Below are 20,327 nucleotides of genomic sequence, written 5' to 3'. Positions count from 1 at the left end.
TCAGTCAGCACAGCTACCACATCAACGACGGAAAAGTACCATTCTTCCTTTTCCTCATCCCATGCGGTTCGAATACGCTTGTCTTCGAACAGTTGGATACTATCGTTTTGTGCCATTTGAATCACCTCGTTCTGTCATGAATTCTTTCAAAAGTCCTTGGCAGCCATCCAGCACATCCTGCCAGGTCGCCTCGAAGTCGTCGGTGTACCATGGGTCTGCCACATTGCCGGGATGGGCGGTGTGATCCATCAGGAGGGACATCTTGCCGACATAGTCGCCGCCGCAGATACGGTACATATCCCGGAGGTTGGCCTGGTCCATGCCGATCAGGAGATCGTATTCGTCGTAATCCCGATTTGTCAACTGCCGTGCGGCATGGCCTTCGCAGGAGATCCCATGCTCCGCCAGCTTGCGCCGCGCCGGAGGATAGACTGGGTTGCCAATCTCCTCCCGACTGGTAGCCGCTGATTCGATATGAAATTGCGATGCCAGTCCCGCCTTTTTTACCAAGTCCTTCATCACGAACTCGGCCATGGGGCTGCGGCAGATATTGCCGTGGCAGAAAAACAGGATCTTCTTCATACTGTGTTCTCTCCGAAATTTCATCGTTGCCCTCATTATACCACACATCGACCTTTTCGTCGAGAACACTTTCCAAATGTGCGAAATCCTCGATCATTCGCAGAAGCTCCGACTTGGATAGGCTCTGTGCAGCGGCCTGCCGGATGTACCAGCAGCGCTCCTCTGCGGGTAGTTCTGCTTCCATGATGACCACGTTCTGCGTCCAATTCAAATGAAGCGCTTCGTCAAGCAGTTCCGGCATGCTGCTGTACAACCGCCAGAAATCCCGCATCCGGCGCACATTGCGTGGAGAGAAGCCGGTCATATCCGGGTACTGTTCTTTCAAGAACTCCGCTGCGGCCACCGCCTCACCCTTTTCCGAGCGGGTGCAGACAATCTTGCCGACCTCGCAGTACAGCTCCATCTGCGGCAGATTCGCTTCCATGGCAGATTCCAGTGCGGCAAACATTGTGCTGTAATCCACAGCTTTTCGGATATTCATAACTTCTCCTTTCCGGCGCACAGCGCCTGATTCAACGCTCAAAGCAGAGAAAAGCACGGTAGCGTTGCCGTGTTTTTCTCTGCTTCGACCTGCTTCAGAAATGCCGCATATCCGGGTTTTCTTCTGTTTTCAACTGAATGCAGGCATCCTCAAAGCGGTCGAAATCCGTATGGATATTGAAGTTGGGATTGATCTGGAATATACCATTCTTCCCGATGACCAGCTTGTCGAGCCCGATGACGGAAAGAGTACGCCGCAGGCGATAAACAATATTATTGACGACCTTATATGGCGAATCAAGTTCGTCGTATGGGCAGATGATCTCTGCCAGTGTGTCAACAGAGAAATTCTTTTTGTGGTTCAGAATGAGATATGCCAGAAGCAGGTAGCACTGATCCGCTTTAATATCTTCTCCGGTCAATGTCCCTTTGGAGCTGATGATCTCCATGCCGCCAAAGAAATTGATATGGATGTCTTCCGGATTGTATTTGGAGGCTTTTGTTGCTGCCAACAGGGACTGCTGCTGTTTGATTTCGTTGAGTTCCACAACCACTGCATAGGAGGCGATGAATAGGAAAACCGGGTCATCCGTGTAGTGGGTCGGATCGTCCACGGCAATGAATCCCTGATTAATCCGTTTGGAGAATGGTGCCGCCAGCAGTGTAGTCACCCCATACTCCCGAAAGAAGGCTGCCTCATCTGGATAGACTTTCTCTAATCTCTGCAAGTCAGAAATCACGACCGGTTTATTGGCCCGAAGTGCTTTCCTCCATCTCGGGAACTTCTCCATGGGCAGGCACTGGAGCATATCTCTCTGCGCCGGCACACCATCTTTGCACCATTCATAGGTAATAACGCCGATTCCAAGATCCCAGTCAGCTTCCACCACAGAGGCTCTTGATGCGCCATAAAACTCAGCTGCACCTTTCAGAAGGCCACTGATGATAGCTTCTGAATCCTCGGTGTTTCGCAGACTGGCCTCCAACACGCTCATTCCACGATGGAACGCACTGCATTCAACAAGCGATGTGGTTTCCTGCATGATTTCGCTGCTCATGAATATGCCCCCTTTGATTTGTAAAAAATGCAGAGACTGTCCAATGTACCTCGGACAGCCTCTGCTGTGAACCGCACAGAAGGGCTGAGCGGTTATGTACTATACGATTGTCTTGATGAATGCGGCAAGCGCCTCACGCTGATCTTCTCTAAGCGATGCAACACTGCTGTTTAATTCACTCTGGGCATTAGGAACATTTACTGGCTCATTCTCAGTAAAGAACTGAGCCAGCTTGATTCCACAAGCTTCACAAATTGCGTTTACAGTTGGCAGCGAGGGCTGATTATTCCGCTTAAAGATGTTACTGATTGTCGTCTGTGACAGGCCGGATTCCTGCGCTAATCGATAAATAGTCCATCCACGCTCGGCCATCAGCTGCCGGATTCGGTTTTGTGCATTGAACATATATACCACCTACTATGTTATTAGTTTACACCTCATTTGATTATCCTTGTAGAACTCATCAGTATGGTATATGGCAATCAAATGATGTGTACTTTGTGGTGATATACTATGCAATTCCGGCGTATTACCCAGAGTTAGAACTGCAAATTGTTTTCCTCTCAGGTTTCAATGCAAATCACCTCTATAAAGCAAAATCCCGCAAGGCATGGATTATACACCGATGCCTTGCGGTTTCTCTGTACTTACAAATATGTTGTTTCAGGGAATGGTCACTCACGGGTCAGCCGACGAATATTGCCGATGATGAGCATTAAGTCATCGTCATTCAGCTTTCGCAATTCTTCAATGGCGGTTTGCAGGAGTGCGGGATTTTCTTCGGATTCATCGAAGAATTGGCTTGGTGTAATATCAAAATAGTTACAGATTTGAAGAAACTCTGCCATAGGTGGCAACGATTTGCCAGAGGATATGTTATAAACATAGCTTCTGCTATGCCCGAGATCATAACTCATTTGATATTCAGAGACACCCTTTTTTAATCTCAGCTGAGTAATTCGATCACGCACGAATTGTGTGTCCATATGATATTCACCACCTATCTATAATTATTTTAGGTGATGGCCGAAGAAAAATGACCCACGATTTTACGCCGTTTGCCTTGGAGGCATACATGGGTTTATGCTATAATACAGAAAATTATGTTTTTTACTCTGCGGTTCAAGTCGTTTATCGAATTGTGTTTGTTTATAGCGTATCAAAAATGTTTTAACCCGCATTGAATTGCAACAAAAAAACGAGTGCCACGGGCACTCGTTCAGGCGTTGCTTCTTTTCGTGAAGTATCTAACTTGAGGATAGCTCACATGTTGCTTTCGACTCCGACTATCAGCCAACATCTACATGAGGATAGAAATTGCAGCGGCTTCTTAAAAATCCATATTGATTTTTCTGTCCGACGTGCTATAATCGGTATATACCGGAAACATAGGAGGGCGTGTCAATGCCAAGACCGCCACGGTGCCGTCGGATTTGTGGCGCACCACAGGTCGATACGTTCTGCCCCAACGGGTGCAAGGCTACCGAGCCGATCCTGCTGACGCTGGACGAATACGAGGTCATTCGGTTGGTTGACTTGGAGCAGCAGACCCACGAGCGGTGTGCCGCGCAAATGGACATTTCCCGCTCTACCGTGCAGGAGATTTACGAAAGCGCACGGCGCAAGATCGCAGCGTGTCTTGTCCACGGGAAATCGCTGTACATCACCGGGGGAAACTACCGTATCTGCGGAGGACAGGAGGCAGCCCACTGCGGCCGCTGCTGCCGGATGCAGAGAGCCAACACAGAAAAATCCGACAAAAATTGCAAAGGAGATTCTATTATGAAAATTGCAGTTACCTATGAAAACGGTCAAATCTTTCAGCATTTCGGCCATACCGAACAGTTCAAACTTTATGAAGCTGCGGACGGTAAAATCACTCATGCGGAAGTCGTTGACACCAACGGCAGTGGTCACGGCGCACTGGCAGGCTTCCTGATGCAGCACGGTGTAGACACTTTGATTTGCGGAGGCATCGGCGGCGGTGCGCAGGCGGCTCTGGCCGAGGCGGGCATCAAGCTCTACGGCGGTGTCAGCGGGGACGCTGACGCAGCGGTGAGCGCATTGCTCAGCGGAAATCTGGGCTACGACCCCAATGTTCACTGTGATCACCATGACCACGAGCACGGCGAGGATGGGCACACCTGCGGTGACCACGGCTGCGGCAAGCATAGCTGCCATTGATATGGAACGCACACTGACACAGCTTCCGTTCTGGTCTTCCTTGACTGAAAAGGAGCAAGAAACGCTGCGCCGAAGCGCCTTTGTCCGTCATTATGAAAAGGGTGCGTTCGTACACAGCAGCGACACCGAATGTCTTGGAATGCTGTTCGTCCTTTCCGGCGAGATCCGCACCTATCTTCTCTCCGAGGAAGGGCGAGAAGTCACATTGTTCCGGCTGTATCCGGGTGAGCTATGCGTGCTTTCTGCCTCCTGTGTGATCAGTCAGATCACCTTTGATACGCAAATGACCGCAGGATCGGATACGGACGTTCTGATTATCCCTGCAAATGTCATCGCTGCACTCAAGGAGCAAAATCTTCATGTCCGCTGCTTCCTCTATGAGTTGGCAACGAAACGGTTTTCTGATGTGATGTGGGCGATGCAGCAGATCATGTTCAAGGGATTGGATCGGCGGCTGGCAGAATTTCTCCTTGCCGAAGCGGAGCGTACCGGCTCCGACACGATACGCATGACCCATGAGCAGATCGCCCAGCACATCAGCTCGGCGCGGGAGGCAGTGGCACGGATGCTCAAAAGCTTCTCAGAGGACGGGCTGGTGGAACTAAGGCGAGGCGCGATTACGCTGCGGGATAAGAACAGCCTAAACCGCTTGAAATAATGTGACTTTGTTACAGAACGGAATCATAATTCCGATATAATGAAAGCAGAAAAACTGAAAGGAGCATCGACCATGAAAGAATCGAAATACGCAGGTACCCAAACCGAAAAGAACCTGATGACGGCCTTTGCCGGTGAGTCCGAGGCACGCAACAAGTACACCTATTTTGCATCCAAGGCCAAGAAGGAAGGCTACGAGCAGATCGCGGCGTTGTTCCTCAAAACCGCTGATAATGAGAAGGAACACGCCAAGCTGTGGTTCAAAGAGCTGAACGGCATTGGCGACACTGCCGAAAATCTTCTCGCCGCCGCTGAGGGCGAGAACTACGAGTGGACGGATATGTACGACGGCTTTGCCAAAACCGCCGATGAGGAAGGTTTCCATGAGCTGGCCCAGCGTTTCCGCCTGGTAGCCGCCATTGAAAAGCACCATGAGGAGCGCTACCGTGCCCTGCTGCACAATGTGGAGACGGCGCAGGTCTTTGCCAAGAGCGAGGTCAAGGTGTGGGAGTGCCGCAACTGCGGCCACATCGTTGTGGGCGAGAAGGCCCCGGAAGTCTGCCCCACCTGTAATCATCCCCAGAGCTACTTTGAAATTCACGCGGAAAACTATTAAAGAGAAAAGGAGAACGAATCATGGAGCAGAAGTTTTACATTTGCAAGCATTGCGGAAACATCATTGCCAAGGTCAAGGATACGGGCGTTCCCGTCATCTGCTGCGGTGAGCCGATGAGCGAGATCATCCCCGGCACCACCGACGCGGCCGTGGAGAAGCACGTCCCGGTCTGGACTGTGGAAAACGGCATCGTCCATGTGAAGGTCGGCTCCGTGGAGCATCCCATGCTGCCGGAGCACTATATCGAGTGGGTGTCCCTCCACACCAAACAGGGCAACCAGCGCAAGGAACTGCATCCCGGCGAGAAGCCCGAGGTCTGCTTCGCTCTCTGCGAGGGTGATGAAGTCGAGGCGGTCTACGCCTACTGCAACCTCCACAGTCTATGGAAAGCGTAATTCACCTTCTTAAAATCCGGTGCTCAAAAAGCACCGGATTTTTTATCTATCAATGTAACCTCGTCACATAAAAAAGATTTGTCCTGCGGTATGATAAAGTCACAATCAAGAAAGAGGTGGCGAACATGAAAATCAAGCTCAATCCCGATCAGGAGATTGTCAACACCATCAGAGAAGGACTCAAGCGCACCGGAGGATACTGTCCCTGCCGCAGAGAGCGCACAGAGGCAACCAAATGTATGTGTCAGGAGTTTAAGGATCAAATTGCAGATCCGCTCTTCGAGGGATTTTGCCACTGTATGCTCTATTACAAATCCTTGCAGGATTAAGGGAGGAACGCTATGCTGTCAAAGAAACTGGCCGCCGTAGATCAGACGCGGTGCGTCGCCTGCGGCGTGTGTGAAAATACCTGTCCGCTGGGGGCTGTCAAGGTGCGCCGGGGCTGCTACGCCGCCGTGGAGGACGAACGCTGCGTAGGCTGCGGCAAGTGCGCAAAGCTCTGTCCCGTCGGCTGCATTGAGGTGAAAGTGAAGGCTGACGCATGAAAGCAAAGCATTGGTACGATTACCTGTGGGTATATGCCATCATCTACTTTGCACTGGGCTTTTTCAATATCCTGTTTGCATGGCTGGGCATGATCGATTTTCTTCTGCCGCTGTTCTTAGCCATCTTCGGCGGGAACAAATTCTTTTGCAACCACCTCTGCGGACGGGGTCAACTGTTCAGCAAGCTGGGGACAGACCTTAAATGCTCCCGCTGCAAGCCCACGCCCAGCTGGATGTCCTCCAAGTGGTTCCGTTACGGCTTTTTGATCTTTTTCCTGACGATGTTCGGCAACATGGTGTTCCAGACCTATCTGGTGGCGGCAGGGGCTGCATCCCTGCGGGAGGCCATTAAGCTGTTCTGGACATTCCGTGTGCCGTGGGGCTGGACTTACACAGCCGGGACGGTCGCTGATTGGGTGGCGCAGTTCAGCTTCGGCTTTTATAGCCTCATGCTGACCTCTCTGCTGCTGGGTCTGATCGTCATGGTGCTCTACAAGCCCCGTACATGGTGCGCCTTCTGCCCCATGGGGACTATGACCCAGAGTATTTGCAAGCTGAAAAACAAAGACTGACAATATACAAACGAAAGGAGCCTTTCTCATGGCTGAACTGAAAATTACTGCTGCGAATTTCGAAAATGAGGTGCTGCATTCCGACAAACCCGTTTTGCTGGATTTCTATGCGGACTGGTGCGGACCGTGCAAAATGCTCTCTCCCATACTGCATGAGCTTGCCGAAGAAAAAAGCGGCACGCTCAAGGTGGGCAAGGTCAATGTGGACGAGCAGATGGAACTGGCGATGCGTTTTCAGGTATCCAGCATCCCCATGCTGGTGGTTTTTAAGGACGGCAAGGCCGTAGCAAAGTCGGTGGGCTACCGGCCCAAGGCGGAGATCGCCGCCATGGTGGAGGGTGTGAAATGAAGGTCGTAATTGTAGGCGGCGTGGCCGGCGGTGCTTCTGCCGCCGCCCGCATCCGCCGTCTGGATGAACACGCGCAGATCATCATGATCGAGCGCAGCGGCTATGTGTCCTACGCCAATTGTGGCCTGCCGTATTATGTGGGCGGTGTGATCAAGGAGCAGGAAGAACTGACGCTGCAAACTCCGGAGAGCTTCTGGGACCGCTTTCGCATTGATGTACGGGTACGGCAGGAAGTAACTGCGATCAATCCCGCAGAGAAAACCGTCATTGTCCGCACACTGGACAGTGGGAAGAGCTATACGGAAGCCTATGACAAGCTGCTTCTTGCCCCCGGCGCAAAGCCGACGGTTCCTGCGCTTTCCGGCGTCAACAGTGAGCGTGTTTTCACGCTGCGCACCGTGGAGGATACCCTCCGCATTCGGCGCTTTGCAGAGGATCAGAAACCGAAAACCGCTGTTTTGGCTGGCGGCGGCTTTATCGGTCTGGAAATGGCGGAAAACCTTACAGAAATGGGCGTTTCCGTCACCATCGTTCAGCGTCCGAAGCAGCTATTAGCGCCGCTGGATGGGGATATGGCGAGCTTTGTCCATGCGGAAATACGCAGACACGGCGTGGCTCTGCGGTTGGGTGAAACCGTCACCGGATTCCGACAGGACGGAGATTCCGTGCTGACCCTGTTGGAGGGCAGTGCGCCGCTGCATTCGGATATGGTGCTGCTGGCCATCGGTGTTACCCCGGATACGCATTTGGCAAAAGAAGCCGGACTCAAACTTGGTATTCGTGGCAGCATCGCTGTCAACGAGCGGATGGAAACCTCCGTGCCGGACATCTACGCTGTGGGCGATGCCGTAGAGGTCAGCCATTTCGTGACCGGCCAGAAAGTGTTGATCTCGCTGGCGGGACCTGCCAACAAGCAGGGGCGCATTGCCGCTGACAATATCTGCGGCGGAAACAGCCGCTTTACCGGCTCTCAGGGCTCATCTATTCTGAAGCTGTTTGGCTTGACAGCGGCCTCTACGGGGATCAATGAGAAGGCAGCGCAGGCAGCAGGGATTGCTTACGACAAAGTCGTACTTTTCCCGGCATCCCACGCTGCCTATTATCCCGGCGCACGGTCTATGACAATGAAGGTACTGTATGAAAAAGAAAGCCTGCGGCTGCTGGGTGCGCAGATCGTTGGCGGCGACGGTGTTGACAAGCGCATTGATGTACTGGCAACGGCCATTCGCGCAAAAATGACAGCTTTGCAACTGACGGAGCTTGACCTTTCCTATGCACCGCCCTATTCCTCCGCCAAGGACCCGGTGAATATGGCGGGCTTTATGATTGAGGACTTGGAGAGCGGAAAGGTGCGCCAGTTCCATTGGAATGATGTTGAGGACTTGCCTCGCGATGGCAGCGCGGCGCTGCTGGATGTACGTACAGAGGGCGAATATCGGCGTGGGCACTTGAATGGATTCCGCAATATTCCACTGGACGATCTGCGGGAGCATTTGGACGAGTTAGACCGGGGCAAGCCTGTTTATGTGAATTGCCAGACAGGACTCCGCAGTTATCTGGCCTGCCGGCTTTTAACGCAGTACGGTTTCTCTTGTGCCCATCTCTCCGGCGGATACAGCTTTTATCAGGTCGTAACACAAGAGCAGCAGACAGCGCAGAGCGCCTATCCCTGCGGAATGGAGAAGCTATGAGTGAAAATCTATTTGGTTTGACGGTTGCGGCAGATAAAGGCTTGGATGATCTGCAATGCCAGCGCCTTTTAAGCGAAAACCGCAGGTATCAGGAAGTCATGCTGCAATACCGCTGTGCGCTGAAAGCGCTTGAAAGCCGGTTGGAAATTCTGAACGAAGAGTTTTCATTGCAGCATGATCGCAATTCGATAGAAAGTATGAAAAGCCGCTTGAAGTCGCCGTCCAGCATTATGAATAAGATGCACAAGCGCGGACTTCCTCTGGATTTTCCGACCATGCAGGCAAATATCATGGATGTTGCCGGTGTGCGTGTGATCTGCTCTTTCGAGGAGGATGTGTTCTTTTTGGCAAAGTGCTTAAAAGATCAGTCTGATATTGAGATAGTCACAGAGAAGGACTACATTTCCAACCCAAAGCCCAACGGCTACCGCAGTCTGCACCTGACGATCCGGTTGCCGGTATTCTTTGCGGAAAAAGAGATCCATGTGCCGGTGGAGATACAACTCCGTACAATCGCTATGGACTTCTGGGCAAGCCTTGAGCATACCATCCGCTATAAGAAAAACTTGCCGATAAATGCTGAAGTTGAAACTGAACTGAAAGAGTGCGCCGATTCCAGCAGAGAGTGGGATGGTAAGATGGAACATTTACTGCACATCATAACATAATGTGTCGAATATAACATGAAAAGCACGCACTTTATTGCTTGTTTCGGCTGGACGGCTTGGGCTTGTCAGGGATCGCCGCATCCGCCTTGGGTGGGCGACCCCTGTGAGCCCCAACCGATTTCTCCGCTTTCTGGTTTTCAGTCATAGTCTTTTCTGCTTTCAGCGGACTGCCACGGCACAGCTTTTTCGGCCTTCTATAATTGGAAGGAACATGGCTTTTCGCTGAATGGAAAGCGAAGCTGACCCGGGCTGGGGCGGTCTGTGTTAAAGAGATAAATTTTTTGAAAATTATCTTGACAAATTTTGTCAAGATTGATATGATGGGACTAACAAGCAAGCGAAAAGAGGATACGGAGCATGATCATCACCAAAGAGACGGACTACGCGCTGCGCATTTTGCGGGTGCTGCTGGACGGGGAGAAGCATTCGGTGGCCGAGATGTCGGAAACGGAGCTGATCCCTACTCAGTTTGCCTACCAGATCCTGCGCAAGCTCTCCGCCGGTAATTTGGTGCGGGTGAGCCGCGGCGCCCTTGGGGGCTGTGAGCTGTCCTGCGATCTGGACGCGACCTCCCTCTACGATCTCATGGGGGTCATGGGGGATCGGGGCGTCCTGTGCGCCTGCATGGAGCCGGGATATGTATGCCGCTGGCGGGACGAGCATGGACGGTGCGCCATCCACTGTCAGCTTGCGGCCTTGCAGCGAAAGCAGGACGAGGCGTTCCGCGCCGTTAGCCTGCGCAGGCTGCTGACCGGCGGATCCGATCCCCAAGATACAAGCGAGCTTTAAAATTTTAAGAGGAGGTACCCGTATGCTGTTTCAAACCACGGCGGCGCACGAAGAGCTGCGCGCGAAGATCCGGAGCTTTGCGGAGGAGGAGATCAAGCCCCTCGCGTTTATGATGGATCAGAACAATGAGTTTCCCGAGGAGGCTGTCAAGAAGCTGGGTAAGCTGGGCTGGATGGGCATTCCCTTCCCCAAGGAGTACGGCGGTGCCGGTCTGGACGCCCTGAGCTACGCCATCGCGGTGGAGGAGCTGGCCCGTGTGGACGGCGGTGCGGGCGTCATCCTCTCCGCCCACGTCTCCCTCGGCTCATGGCCTATTTTCGCCTACGGCACCGAGGAGCAGAAGAAGAAATATCTGGTCCCGCTGGCCAAGGGCGAGAAGATCGGCGCCTTCGGTCTCACGGAGCCCAACGCCGGATCCGACGCCGGCGGCACGGAGACCACGGCGCTGGATAAGGGGGACTACTATCTCCTTAACGGCGGCAAGATCTTCATTACCAACGCGCCTAAGGCGGACACCTATGTGGTTTTCGCCGTCACCACGCCGGACATCGGCACCCGGGGCATCTCCGCTTTCATCGTGGAGAAGGGCTGGAAGGGCTTTGAGTTCGGCGACCACTATGACAAGATGGGTATTCGCTCCTCCTCCACGGCGGAGCTGATCTTCAACGACGTGAAGGTCCCCAAGGAAAACCTATTGGGCAAGGAGGGCGAGGGCTTCAAGATTGCCATGTCCACGCTGGACGGCGGACGCATCGGCATCGCCGCGCAGGCGCTGGGCATCGCCCAAGGTGCGTTTGAGCAGGCGCTGAGCTATTCCAAGGAGCGTATTCAGTTCGGAAAGCCCATCGCGGCCCAGCAGAGTATCGCCTTCAAGCTGGCGGATATGGCCACCAAGCTGCGCTGCGCCCGGTTCCTCATCTACTCCGCGGCGGAGCTGAAGGAGCAGCACGCGCCTTACGGCATGGAGTCCGCCATGGCGAAGATGTACGCCTCGGACATCGCGCTGGAGGTCACCAACGATGCCTTGCAGATCCACGGCGGCAGCGGCTTCCTCAAGGGCATGGAGGTGGAACGGGCCTACCGCGACGCCAAGATCACCACCATCTACGAGGGCACCAACGAGATTCAGCGGGTGGTCATCGCCTCCCATCTGGTGGGCAGGCTGGGCAAGAACTCCGGCGGCGAGAGCCGTTCGGCGGCCAAGAAACCCGCGCCCATCACCGGCATCCGCAAGCGCACCATCTTCCGGGAGGGGGATGCCGCCCAGCAGGTGGCTGACCTTGTAGCGGCGCTGAAGAAGGACGGCCACGACTTCTCCGTGGGCATCCCCATGGATACGCCCATCCCGCAGGCGGAGCGGGTGGTCTCCGCGGGCAAGGGCATCGGGGAGAAAAAGAACATGAAACTGGTAGAGTCGCTGGCAAAGGCCGCTGGCGCGGCCATCGGCTCCTCCCGTCCCGTGGCGGAGACCCTCAAGTATCTGCCGCTGAACCGCTATGTGGGTATGTCCGGGCAGAAGTTTACCGGCAATCTGTACATCGCCTGCGGCATCTCCGGCGCATCCCAGCACCTTAAGGGCATCAAGGACGCCTCCACCATCGTGGCCATCAATAAGAACGGTAACGCGCCTATCTTCAAGAACTGCGACTACGGCATCGTGGGAGATGTGGAGGAGATCCTGCCCCTGCTCACTGCTGCGCTGGATAGCGGCGAAAAGCTGCCCGCGCCGCCCATGGTAAAGATGAAGCGGCCCACGCCGCCGAAGCCCGCCCCCATCGGCGACCGCTACGTCTGCGGCGGCTGCGGCTACGAGTATGTGCCGGAGTTGGGCGACGAGGACGGCGAGATCGCGCCCGGTACGCTCTTTGAGCAGCTTCCCGCCGAGTGGGTGTGTCCCGAGTGCGCGGAGACGAAGGATCAATTTGTAAAGGCTTGAGCCGTGAAGGAGGTAAGATAAGATGTATTGCGTGCGTAAAGTAACGAACGACCTCTACTGGGTGGGCGCCAACGACCATCGCCTGGCCCTGTTTGAAAACTGCTTTCCCATTCCCCGGGGCGTAAGCTACAACGCCTACTGCCTGCTGGATGAAAAGACGGTGCTCTTTGACACGGTGGACTGGTCTGCCTGCCGCCAGCTTTTGGAAAATCTGGCGTATGTGCTGGATGGCCGCGAGCTGGACTACCTGCTGGTCAACCATCTGGAGCCGGATCACGCCGCCTGCATCGAGGAGATCCTGCTGCGCCATCCCAAGGTGAAACTGATCTCCAACGAGAAGGCATTCATGCTCATGCGGCAGTTCGGTTTCCATGTGGACGGGCATGAGTGCATCGAGGTGAAGGAGGGTGACACCTTCTCCTTCGGCAAGCACACCGTCACCTTTGTGGGTGCGCCTATGGTCCACTGGCCGGAGGCCATGGTGACCCTTGACGTCACCGACGGCGTCCTCTTTTCCGCCGATGCCTTCGGCACCTTCGGCGCGCTGGACGGCAAGCTGTTTGCCGACGAGGTGGACTTCGAGCGGGACTGGCTGGATGACGCCCGCCGCTACCTCACCAACATCGTGGGCAAGTACGGCCCCCATATCCAGCTCCTGCTGAAAAAGGCCGGCGGCGTTTTGGATCAGATCAAGTACATCTGCCCGCTCCACGGCCCCGTGTGGCGCAAGGATCTGGGCTGGTTCATCGAAAAGTACGACACATGGAGCCGCTATGCCCCTGAGACCCAGGGCGTGCTCATCGTCTACGCCTCTATGTACGGCAACACGGAGAACGCGGCGCTGGCGCTGGCGGCGTCGCTCTGCGACAAGGGCATGAGCAAGGTGGCGATGTACGATGTGTCCTCCACCCATGTCTCCCAGCTGATCTCCGAGGCATTTAAGTACAGTCACATCGTCCTGGCCTCCGTGACCTACAACCTCGGCATCTATCCCGCCATGCATGACTTCCTCATGGATATGAAGGCGCTGAATTTGCAAAACCGCACCTTTGCCATCATTGAAAACGGCTCGTGGGCGGTGAAGTCCGGCGACCTCATGCAGAAATTCGTCAACGATGAGCTCAAGAACATGACGGTGCTCAACGAACGGCTCAGCCTCGCCTCGTCCATGGGCACGGACAAGCGCACTGAGCTGGAAGCACTGGCGGACGCCATTCTGGAATCTATGAAGTGACTGGCAGGGAAGCCAAAACCAAGACAACAGACAACAAACAGCCCCGCCGCGTCGGCTGCAGAAAAACCGGCTTTCAAAAACAGAGCGGGCAAGCGTGATACTGCGCTTGCCCGCTCTTTGCCCAAAAGGACATGAGAAGTGACCGGAGAAGAGGAGAGGATCGAAATAGAGATCAGAAAACGAAACGGGGAATCTGTTCCCTTTCAACAGGAGAAAATCTTCAACGCCATGAAAAAAGCGTTTGATGGACAGGGAAGGGAGATCGGGAGCAGAGAGCTGAATGAGATCCTCGCCGCCGTTCTCGACAACCTCGCCGCCGCAGCGCCGCTCACCGTGGAGCGTGTGCAGGACGAGGTGGAGCGGACGCTCATGGAGCGCGGACACTATGAGGTGTCCAAGGCGTACATCCTCTATCGCGAAAAGCGGTCTGCGCTGCGCCGCGTCCGGCATACCATCGCGCAGACGGTGGGGGATAACTCGCTTGACGAGGTGCTGCGCCGTATCCAGATGGATTTTACCGAGGAAATCTACTCCCTTGCGGCGCTTCAAATGAAGTTTGAGAGCTTCTGTCGCCCGGGCATGACAGAGGATGAGCGGGCTGAGGCACTGACCAAGGCAGCGGTAGAGCTGACTACGGCAGAGGCACCCAAGTGGGAGTTCATCGCGGCGCGGCTTCTGAACCACTCCTTTCGCTGTCGCAACGCACAGGAATGGGAGGGGCGCGGCGTCGGCGACCTCTATGGCAGGCTTCGCTATCTGACGGATAAGGGACTCTACGGTGACTATATTCTTGCCCACTATACCCACGAGGAGATCGCCATGGCGGAGGACTTTCTCTGCCCGGAACGGGACGAGCTGTTCACCTACTCCGGCCTTGACCTGCTGCTCAAACGCTATGTGATCCAGTCACGCAGCCGCGTGCCGCTGGAAACACCGCAGGAGATGTTTTTGGGTATCGCGCTGCATCTTGCTATGAACGAAGGCTCTGACCGCATGGGGTGGGTAAAACGCTTTTACGATATGCTCAGCCGTATGGAGGTCACGATGGCGACACCTACCATGTCCAACGCACGAAAGCCCTACTATCAGCTTTCAAGCTGCTTTGTGGACACTGTTCCGGACAGTCTGGACGGCATCTACCGCTCGCTGGACAACTTCGCAAAGGTCTCTAAATTCGGCGGCGGAATGGGGATGTACTTCGGTAAGGTGCGCGCTGCAGGCAGCACCATCCGCGGCTTTCAAGGGGCGGCGGGCGGTGTTATCCGCTGGATCCGGCTGGTCAACGACACCGCCGTGGCGGTGGATCAGTTGGGGATGCGGCAGGGCGCTGTGGCGGTTTACTTAGACGCATGGCACCGGGATCTGCCGGAATTCCTTCAACTGCGCACCAACAACGGCGACGACCGCATGAAGGCGCATGATGTGTTTCCCGCCGTGTGCTATCCGGATCTCTTCTGGCGACTGGCGGAGGAGAACATAGACGCGCCGTGGCATCTCATGTGTCCGCATGAGATCCTCACGGTCAAGGGTTACGCTCTGGAGGATTACTGGGGTACGGAATGGGAGAAGCGGTATCTGGACTGCGTCAATGACCCGCGCATCGAAAAGCGCAGCGTCACCGTCAAGGACATCGTGCGGCTGGTGCTTCGCTCGGCAGTGGAGACCGGCACGCCCTTCGCCTTCAACCGCGACAGCGTAAATCGTATGAACCCAAACGGCCACACGGGAATGATCTATTGCTCCAATCTCTGCACGGAGATCGCGCAGAACATGGCGCCCATCGAGCATATCAGCACTGAGGTGCACACGGAGAACGGCAACACAGTGGTAGTGACGGCCACACGCCCCGGTGAGTTTGTGGTCTGCAACCTGGCGAGTCTGTCTCTCGGTAATCTGCCGGTGGAGGACGAGGCCTATATGGAACGCACGGTGGAAACAGCCATCCGCGCACTGGATAATGTGATCGACCTCAACTTCTACCCGTTGGAATACGCGCGGCTTACCAATCAGAAGTACCGCAGCATCGGCCTGGGCATCAGCGGCTACCACCACATGCTGGCAAAGCGCGGCATCCGCTGGGAGAGCGAGGAGCACCTTGCCTTCACCGACGCGGTGTTCGAGCACATCAACTACGCCGCCGTCAAGGCGGACGCAGCACTGGCACGGGAAAAGGGGCGTTACGCACTCTTTGAGGGCAGCGACTGGCAGACGGGCGCGTATTTTGAAAAGCGGGGTTATACCTCCGAAAAGTGGCAGGCGCTTGCGGAAACGGTGGCGGTGCAGGGAATGCGCAACGCCTATCTGCTGGCGGTCGCACCGACCTCCAGCACATCTATCCTCTCCGGCACGTCGGCGGGCATCGATCCAATTATGAAGAAATTCTTCTTAGAGGAGAAAAAGGGCAGCATGCTGCCCCGCGTTGCCCCGGAGCTTTCTATGGATACATGGTGGTACTATAAGGCGGCGCATCTCATTGACCAAAGCTGGTCGGTGCGCGCCGCGGGATTTCGCCAGAGACATATTGACCAGGCGCAGAGCATGAATCTCTATATCACCAATGACTATTCCATGCGTCAGGTGCTCAGACTGTATTTAGAGGCGTGGAGGGCCGGCGTCAAGACCATTTACTATGTCCGCAGCAAGGCCCTTGAGGTCGAGGACTGCGAAAGCTGCTCGTCATAAGGAGGATAGCATGACGGAACTGAAGAAAAAGCCCCTCTTTAACCCGGAGGGCGACCTTGATGTGCGCCTGCGGCGCATGATCGGCGGCAATACCACCAACCTCAACGACTTCAACAATATGAAGTACGCTTGGGTCAGCGACTGGTACCGGCAGGCCATGAACAACTTTTGGATCCCTGAGGAGATCAATCTCTCGCAGGATGTGAAGGACTATCCCCGCCTGCTGCCAGCCGAGCGCAGCGCCTACGATAAAATTTTGAGTTTTCTTGTCTTTTTGGATTCCATTCAGACAGCGAACCTGCCTAATATCGGCGCCTACATTACCGCCAACGAGGTCAATCTCTGCCTGTCCATTCAGGCGTTTCAGGAGTGTGTCCACTCACAGAGCTACAGCTATATGCTCGACACCATCTGCTCTCCTGTGGAGCGCAATGACATCCTCTACCAATGGAAAACGGACGAGCATCTGCTGCGCCGCAACACCTTCATTGGGAACTGCTACAATGAGTTTCAGGAGCGGAAGGACGCTCCCACGCTGCTGCGCGTGATGATGGCGAACTATATTTTGGAGGGCATCTATTTTTACAGCGGCTTTATGTTCTTCTACAATCTCTCCCGAAACGGGAAGATGCCTGGCTCGGCGCAGGATATCCGCTACATCAACCGCGATGAGAACACGCACTTGTGGCTGTTCCGCAATATCATCACGGAGCTGCAAAAGGAGCAGCCGGAGTTGTTCACCGCCGAGAGCGTACAAGCGCTGCGCGAGATGATGCGTGAGGGCGTGGAGCAGGAGATCGCATGGGGGCATTATGTGATCGGCGACGACATCCCGGGGCTGAACCGGCAGATGATCAGCGATTACATCCGCTATCTCGGCAACCTCCGCTGGACGAGCCTTGGCTATCCCGCATTGTATCCAGGCTTTGAGAGCGAACCGGAGAGCATGGAATGGGTCAGCCAGTACGCCGACACCAACATGGTCAAGACCGATTTCTTTGAGGCGCGCAGTACCGCCTACGCCAAGAGCACCGCACTGATAGACGATTTATAAGAAAACCAAAAACATCAGAATAGGAGATACACTACTATGAATTACAGCGCTATGATTCAAAATCGCAGATCCGTTCACGCATTCCGCGAAAAGGAAGTTCCGAGCGAGGCTATCGGCCAGCTCCGATCCTACTATGAAAAGACCTGCCCCCGTCTTGTCCCGGAGATTGCAACGGAGTTGATCGTCTTGGACAAGGATGCACAGCCGGCGCTGGAGAGCTCAGCGGGCTATAAGCAATTTCTCATCGGAGCACCGCATTACCTGCTCCTTATGTCTGCCCCGCATTCCTATGCGGCCATCAACGCCGGCTACATGATGGAAGATCTCGTCCTCAAGCTGACTGAGTTGGACATTGACACCTGCTGGATGACCTTCACCGACAGCGACAAAATCAAAAAGGCACTTTCTCTCACCACCCCGTTAGAGGTGGCGGCAATCGTTGCCTTTGGCTACGGGGAAAAGACCGCAAAAAAGCTGCGGCTGAATATCCTAAGTATGTCTCAGATCGATGTGCGGGCTGAGCAGCAGTACTACGCGCCCAAAAAGGGCGTGCATGATTTGGTTCACATGGGGAGCTGGAGCAACAAGTCTGGGCTTGACGAGATGATGGACTTCTACGACGATATGCTCTGGCAGTCCTTCTACGCCGCTTCGCTCTCCCCCAGCTATCTCAACCGTCAGCCCTATGGCTTCCTTGTGCAGGATCACAGCGTCTATTTGGTGCAGCAGGAGGATGCCTACACCGATAATTTGGATGCCGCATTGGATCTCGGTATTGTCATGCTCCACTTCTCCGCCGTCGCCTCCCAGTGGGCGGGGCAGGTACGCTGGGAACTTTCACCTGCTGCGCCCGACGGCCTGCCGGAAGGACTTCGCTCCGCTGCGGTGTACCACATGTAACGACTCTGGGGGAAGCAAGACAACGGCAAAATGCGCGACCGTCGATCCGCGGTTGAGCGTATGATCCATTAGAAAAGAAGAACCTATCAGTCTGAGTAAGGAAAATAGGAGGTATTTTTTATATGACCATCCAAACGCTAACAGATGCCATCCGCTATGTAGGGGTGGATGATAACACATTGGCACTCTTTGAAAACCAGTACCCCGTCCAGCCTATGGGAGTGAGCTACAACTCCTATGTCATTCTGGATGAGAAGATCGCCGTGATGGACAGCGTGGACGCACGGTCGGCGGAAGAATGGCTTTCCAATGTGGCGCGGGTGTTGGAGGGGCGCAGCCCCGACTATCTTGTGGTCACACACATGGAGCCGGATCATTCCGGCAGCCTCATGCGGCTGGCACAAAAGTACCCGGAGATGAAGATCGTAGGAAACGCAAAAACATTTACCCTGATCAAGCAGTTCTTCGGCACAGGTGCATTGTCGGAAGAGCGTATGCTGGAGGTTGGCGAGGGCAGCACGATCTCTCTGGGCTCACACCGGCTGCGCTTCCTGCTGGCGCCGATGGTACACTGGCCGGAGGTGATGGCAGCGTATGAAGAGGAGGAAAAGATCCTGTTCTCGGCGGATGCCTTCGGCCGCTTCGGTTCACTGGAACGGACTGCCCGTGCCCCCTGGGCGCCGCAGGCCCGGCGGTATTATTACAACATCGTCGGAAAGTATGGCGCACAGGTGCAGGCGCTGCTGAAAAAAATCTCCGCGCTGGAGATCCAAATAATCTGCCCGCTCCATGGCCCCATGCTCACAGAAGACTTGGGGGAGTATCTGCGGCTCTATGATCTCTGGTCACAATGGAAACCGGAAGAACCGGAGGGCATCCTGATCGCTCACGCATCCATCCATGGAAATACTGCCCATGCGGCGAAGACCCTCAAGGGCAAATTAGAGAAAAAAGGCGTGCAGGTCAACATATGTGATCTCACTGTGACAGATCTTTCCTACGCTGTTGCCAGTGCGTTCTACTGCGGGAAGTTGGTTTTAGCCAGCTCCACCTATGACGGAGGACTGTTTCCGCCCATGAAGGAGTTTTTGGAACATTTGCAGACAAAGGGATTCCGAAACCGCCGGGTTGGCCTTATTGAAAACGGCTCTTGGGCACCTGCTGCCGCGCGGCTGATGCGCACCAAATTGGAGGAGATGAAGGATATCCACCTTTACGAAACGGTAGTGTCTCTGCGTGGTGCATTGAACCAAACCAGCGAAGCGCAGATGGATGCTCTGGTGGCTGAGCTCTGCGCGGAGTAGGCGGCGAGTCTGGCTTCGTCTGTCCGCCCGATGCCTCAAAAGCAAAACATCGTCGCTGATTTATTTAGACAACAATATGGCGTTGAGTGATGCCGAAGCTTTGAAAAATGGATCGAAGCGCAGCCGCAGATGTTCTCTGCGGCTGCGCTTTTTGCATTTTGACTACGGTGCAAACGGATGGCTTTGACCGTTGCCCTCGGTTTCTAAGGAGACACGAAGTGTGCTACATGGAAGCGAATCATAGATCTGCTCCATAGCCACGCCCTCACTGCGCCAGCGTTTCCCGGATAAATGTCTCAATGGCGGCTTTGGAGCCGGGCGCTACCACAGAGCCAAGCACCTCGCCGTTTTTAAAGAGCATCAGCGTGGGGATGGTGTCGATGCCGAAACGCTGGATGAGCTGCGGCTCCTCGTCGTAGTTGATCTTGCCGGCGATAAGCGTGTCTGCGTACTGCTCGCCCACCTTGTCGAAGGCCGGAGCAATACGGCGGCAGTAGGGGCACCACTGAGCCCAGAAGTCCACCAGCACGGGCTTGTCCGCGCGGAGAACGTCGTTTTCAAAGCTGTTGGTCGTAATGGTAAGCATCGTATATCCTCCTATTTCTGTGTAAAAAGCTGTGTTTCAATATCT

At 54.8% G+C, this 20,327-nt stretch carries 22 protein-coding genes and 1 pseudogene; 17 read left to right on the top strand and 6 right to left on the bottom strand.

The genetic code is table 11. The features are described 5' to 3' along the window. Positions 1–99 precede the first annotated feature (99 nt). The 5 genes and pseudogenes from LKD37_RS13735 to LKD37_RS13715 all read right to left on the bottom strand — a co-directional run bounded on the left by LKD37_RS13735 (position 100) and on the right by LKD37_RS13715 (position 3,106). Positions 100–582, bottom strand: a complete 483-nt coding sequence (locus LKD37_RS13735; protein WP_302929707.1) for a low molecular weight protein-tyrosine-phosphatase — start codon at positions 580–582, stop codon at positions 100–102. Positions 583–727: 145 nt separating this feature from the next. After that, positions 728–985, bottom strand: a pseudogene (locus LKD37_RS17760) (DUF1016 N-terminal domain-containing protein); the annotation flags it as partial. A gap of 172 nt (positions 986–1,157) precedes the next feature. Further along, positions 1,158–2,120: a hypothetical protein gene (locus LKD37_RS13725; protein WP_302929705.1), complete on the bottom strand. Its 963-nt coding sequence runs from the start codon at positions 2,118–2,120 to the stop codon at positions 1,158–1,160. Positions 2,121–2,219: 99 nt separating this feature from the next. Then, on the bottom strand, positions 2,220–2,525 hold the full coding sequence (locus LKD37_RS13720; protein ID WP_302929704.1) for a helix-turn-helix domain-containing protein: 306 nt from the start codon (positions 2,523–2,525) through the stop codon (positions 2,220–2,222). Positions 2,526–2,794: 269 nt separating this feature from the next. Continuing rightward, complete coding sequence (locus LKD37_RS13715; RefSeq protein ID WP_177717471.1) at positions 2,795–3,106, bottom strand: helix-turn-helix domain-containing protein; 312 nt, start codon at positions 3,104–3,106, stop codon at positions 2,795–2,797. Positions 3,107–3,524: 418 nt separating this feature from the next. Here LKD37_RS13715 and LKD37_RS13710 point away from each other — a divergent pair, with 418 nt between their 5' ends. The 17 genes from LKD37_RS13710 to LKD37_RS13630 all read left to right on the top strand — a co-directional run bounded on the left by LKD37_RS13710 (position 3,525) and on the right by LKD37_RS13630 (position 19,696). After that, positions 3,525–4,304, top strand: a complete 780-nt coding sequence (locus LKD37_RS13710) for a DUF134 domain-containing protein (RefSeq protein ID WP_302929703.1) — start codon at positions 3,525–3,527, stop codon at positions 4,302–4,304. A gap of 1 nt (position 4,305) precedes the next feature. Next, positions 4,306–4,962, top strand: coding sequence for a Crp/Fnr family transcriptional regulator (locus LKD37_RS13705; RefSeq protein ID WP_302929702.1), 657 nt, complete (start codon positions 4,306–4,308; stop codon positions 4,960–4,962). Positions 4,963–5,034: 72 nt separating this feature from the next. After that, positions 5,035–5,577: a rubrerythrin gene (gene rbr, locus LKD37_RS13700; RefSeq protein WP_302929701.1), complete on the top strand. Its 543-nt coding sequence runs from the start codon at positions 5,035–5,037 to the stop codon at positions 5,575–5,577. A gap of 20 nt (positions 5,578–5,597) precedes the next feature. Further along, a complete protein-coding gene (locus LKD37_RS13695) occupies positions 5,598–5,972 on the top strand; it encodes a desulfoferrodoxin family protein (RefSeq protein ID WP_033120174.1) in 375 nt (124 codons plus the stop codon). Positions 5,973–6,088: 116 nt separating this feature from the next. After that, positions 6,089–6,301, top strand: coding sequence for a ferredoxin-thioredoxin reductase catalytic domain-containing protein (locus LKD37_RS13690; protein WP_349048736.1), 213 nt, complete (start codon positions 6,089–6,091; stop codon positions 6,299–6,301). A 12-nt stretch (positions 6,302–6,313) separates the two neighbouring features. Then, positions 6,314–6,517, top strand: coding sequence for a 4Fe-4S binding protein (locus tag LKD37_RS13685; RefSeq protein WP_302929700.1), 204 nt, complete (start codon positions 6,314–6,316; stop codon positions 6,515–6,517). Then, positions 6,514–7,089 carry a 4Fe-4S binding protein gene (locus LKD37_RS13680; RefSeq protein WP_302929699.1) on the top strand — a complete coding sequence of 192 codons (576 nt, stop codon included), beginning with the start codon at positions 6,514–6,516 and terminating at the stop codon, positions 7,087–7,089. The genes LKD37_RS13685 and LKD37_RS13680 overlap by 4 nt, the downstream gene beginning before the upstream one ends. 28 nt (positions 7,090–7,117) lie before the next feature. Further along, the gene (gene trxA, locus LKD37_RS13675; RefSeq protein WP_302929698.1) at positions 7,118–7,438 is read left to right on the top strand and encodes a thioredoxin; all 321 of its coding nucleotides are present in this window, start codon (positions 7,118–7,120) and stop codon (positions 7,436–7,438) included. Then, positions 7,435–9,129 carry an FAD-dependent oxidoreductase gene (locus tag LKD37_RS13670; RefSeq protein WP_302929697.1) on the top strand — a complete coding sequence of 565 codons (1,695 nt, stop codon included), beginning with the start codon at positions 7,435–7,437 and terminating at the stop codon, positions 9,127–9,129. The genes trxA (LKD37_RS13675) and LKD37_RS13670 overlap by 4 nt, the downstream gene beginning before the upstream one ends. Then, on the top strand, positions 9,126–9,797 hold the full coding sequence (locus LKD37_RS13665; protein ID WP_302929696.1) for a GTP pyrophosphokinase: 672 nt from the start codon (positions 9,126–9,128) through the stop codon (positions 9,795–9,797). The genes LKD37_RS13670 and LKD37_RS13665 overlap by 4 nt, the downstream gene beginning before the upstream one ends. Positions 9,798–10,154: 357 nt before the next feature. Continuing rightward, a complete protein-coding gene (locus LKD37_RS13660; RefSeq protein WP_302929695.1) occupies positions 10,155–10,586 on the top strand; it encodes an RrF2 family transcriptional regulator in 432 nt (143 codons plus the stop codon). A gap of 22 nt (positions 10,587–10,608) precedes the next feature. Continuing rightward, a complete protein-coding gene (locus tag LKD37_RS13655) occupies positions 10,609–12,522 on the top strand; it encodes an acyl-CoA dehydrogenase family protein (protein ID WP_302929694.1) in 1,914 nt (637 codons plus the stop codon). Between the two features lie 22 nt (positions 12,523–12,544). Then, entirely contained in the window at positions 12,545–13,756 is a 1,212-nt protein-coding gene (locus LKD37_RS13650; RefSeq protein WP_302929693.1) for an FprA family A-type flavoprotein, read from the top strand. A 138-nt stretch (positions 13,757–13,894) separates the two neighbouring features. After that, on the top strand, positions 13,895–16,438 hold the full coding sequence (locus tag LKD37_RS13645) for a ribonucleoside-diphosphate reductase subunit alpha (protein ID WP_349048735.1): 2,544 nt from the start codon (positions 13,895–13,897) through the stop codon (positions 16,436–16,438). A gap of 10 nt (positions 16,439–16,448) precedes the next feature. After that, entirely contained in the window at positions 16,449–17,492 is a 1,044-nt protein-coding gene (locus LKD37_RS13640; protein WP_302929692.1) for a ribonucleotide-diphosphate reductase subunit beta, read from the top strand. Between the two features lie 36 nt (positions 17,493–17,528). Then, positions 17,529–18,392, top strand: a complete 864-nt coding sequence (locus tag LKD37_RS13635) for a nitroreductase family protein (RefSeq protein WP_302929691.1) — start codon at positions 17,529–17,531, stop codon at positions 18,390–18,392. 122 nt (positions 18,393–18,514) lie between these two features. Continuing rightward, positions 18,515–19,696 carry an FprA family A-type flavoprotein gene (locus LKD37_RS13630; protein WP_302929690.1) on the top strand — a complete coding sequence of 394 codons (1,182 nt, stop codon included), beginning with the start codon at positions 18,515–18,517 and terminating at the stop codon, positions 19,694–19,696. 265 nt (positions 19,697–19,961) lie between these two features. Here LKD37_RS13630 and trxA (LKD37_RS13625) read toward each other — a convergent pair whose 3' ends face one another. Next, positions 19,962–20,282 (bottom strand): thioredoxin, encoded by a 321-nt coding sequence (gene trxA, locus LKD37_RS13625; RefSeq protein WP_302929689.1) that lies wholly within the window; start codon positions 20,280–20,282, stop codon positions 19,962–19,964. Between the last annotated feature and the right edge of the window lie 45 nt (positions 20,283–20,327).

Origin of the sequence: Brotocaccenecus cirricatena (assembly GCF_020687045.1) — a bacterium.
GTDB lineage: Bacteria > Bacillota > Clostridia > Oscillospirales > Oscillospiraceae > Vescimonas > Vescimonas cirricatena.
This window is presented reverse-complemented; position numbering and strand designations above follow the sequence as displayed.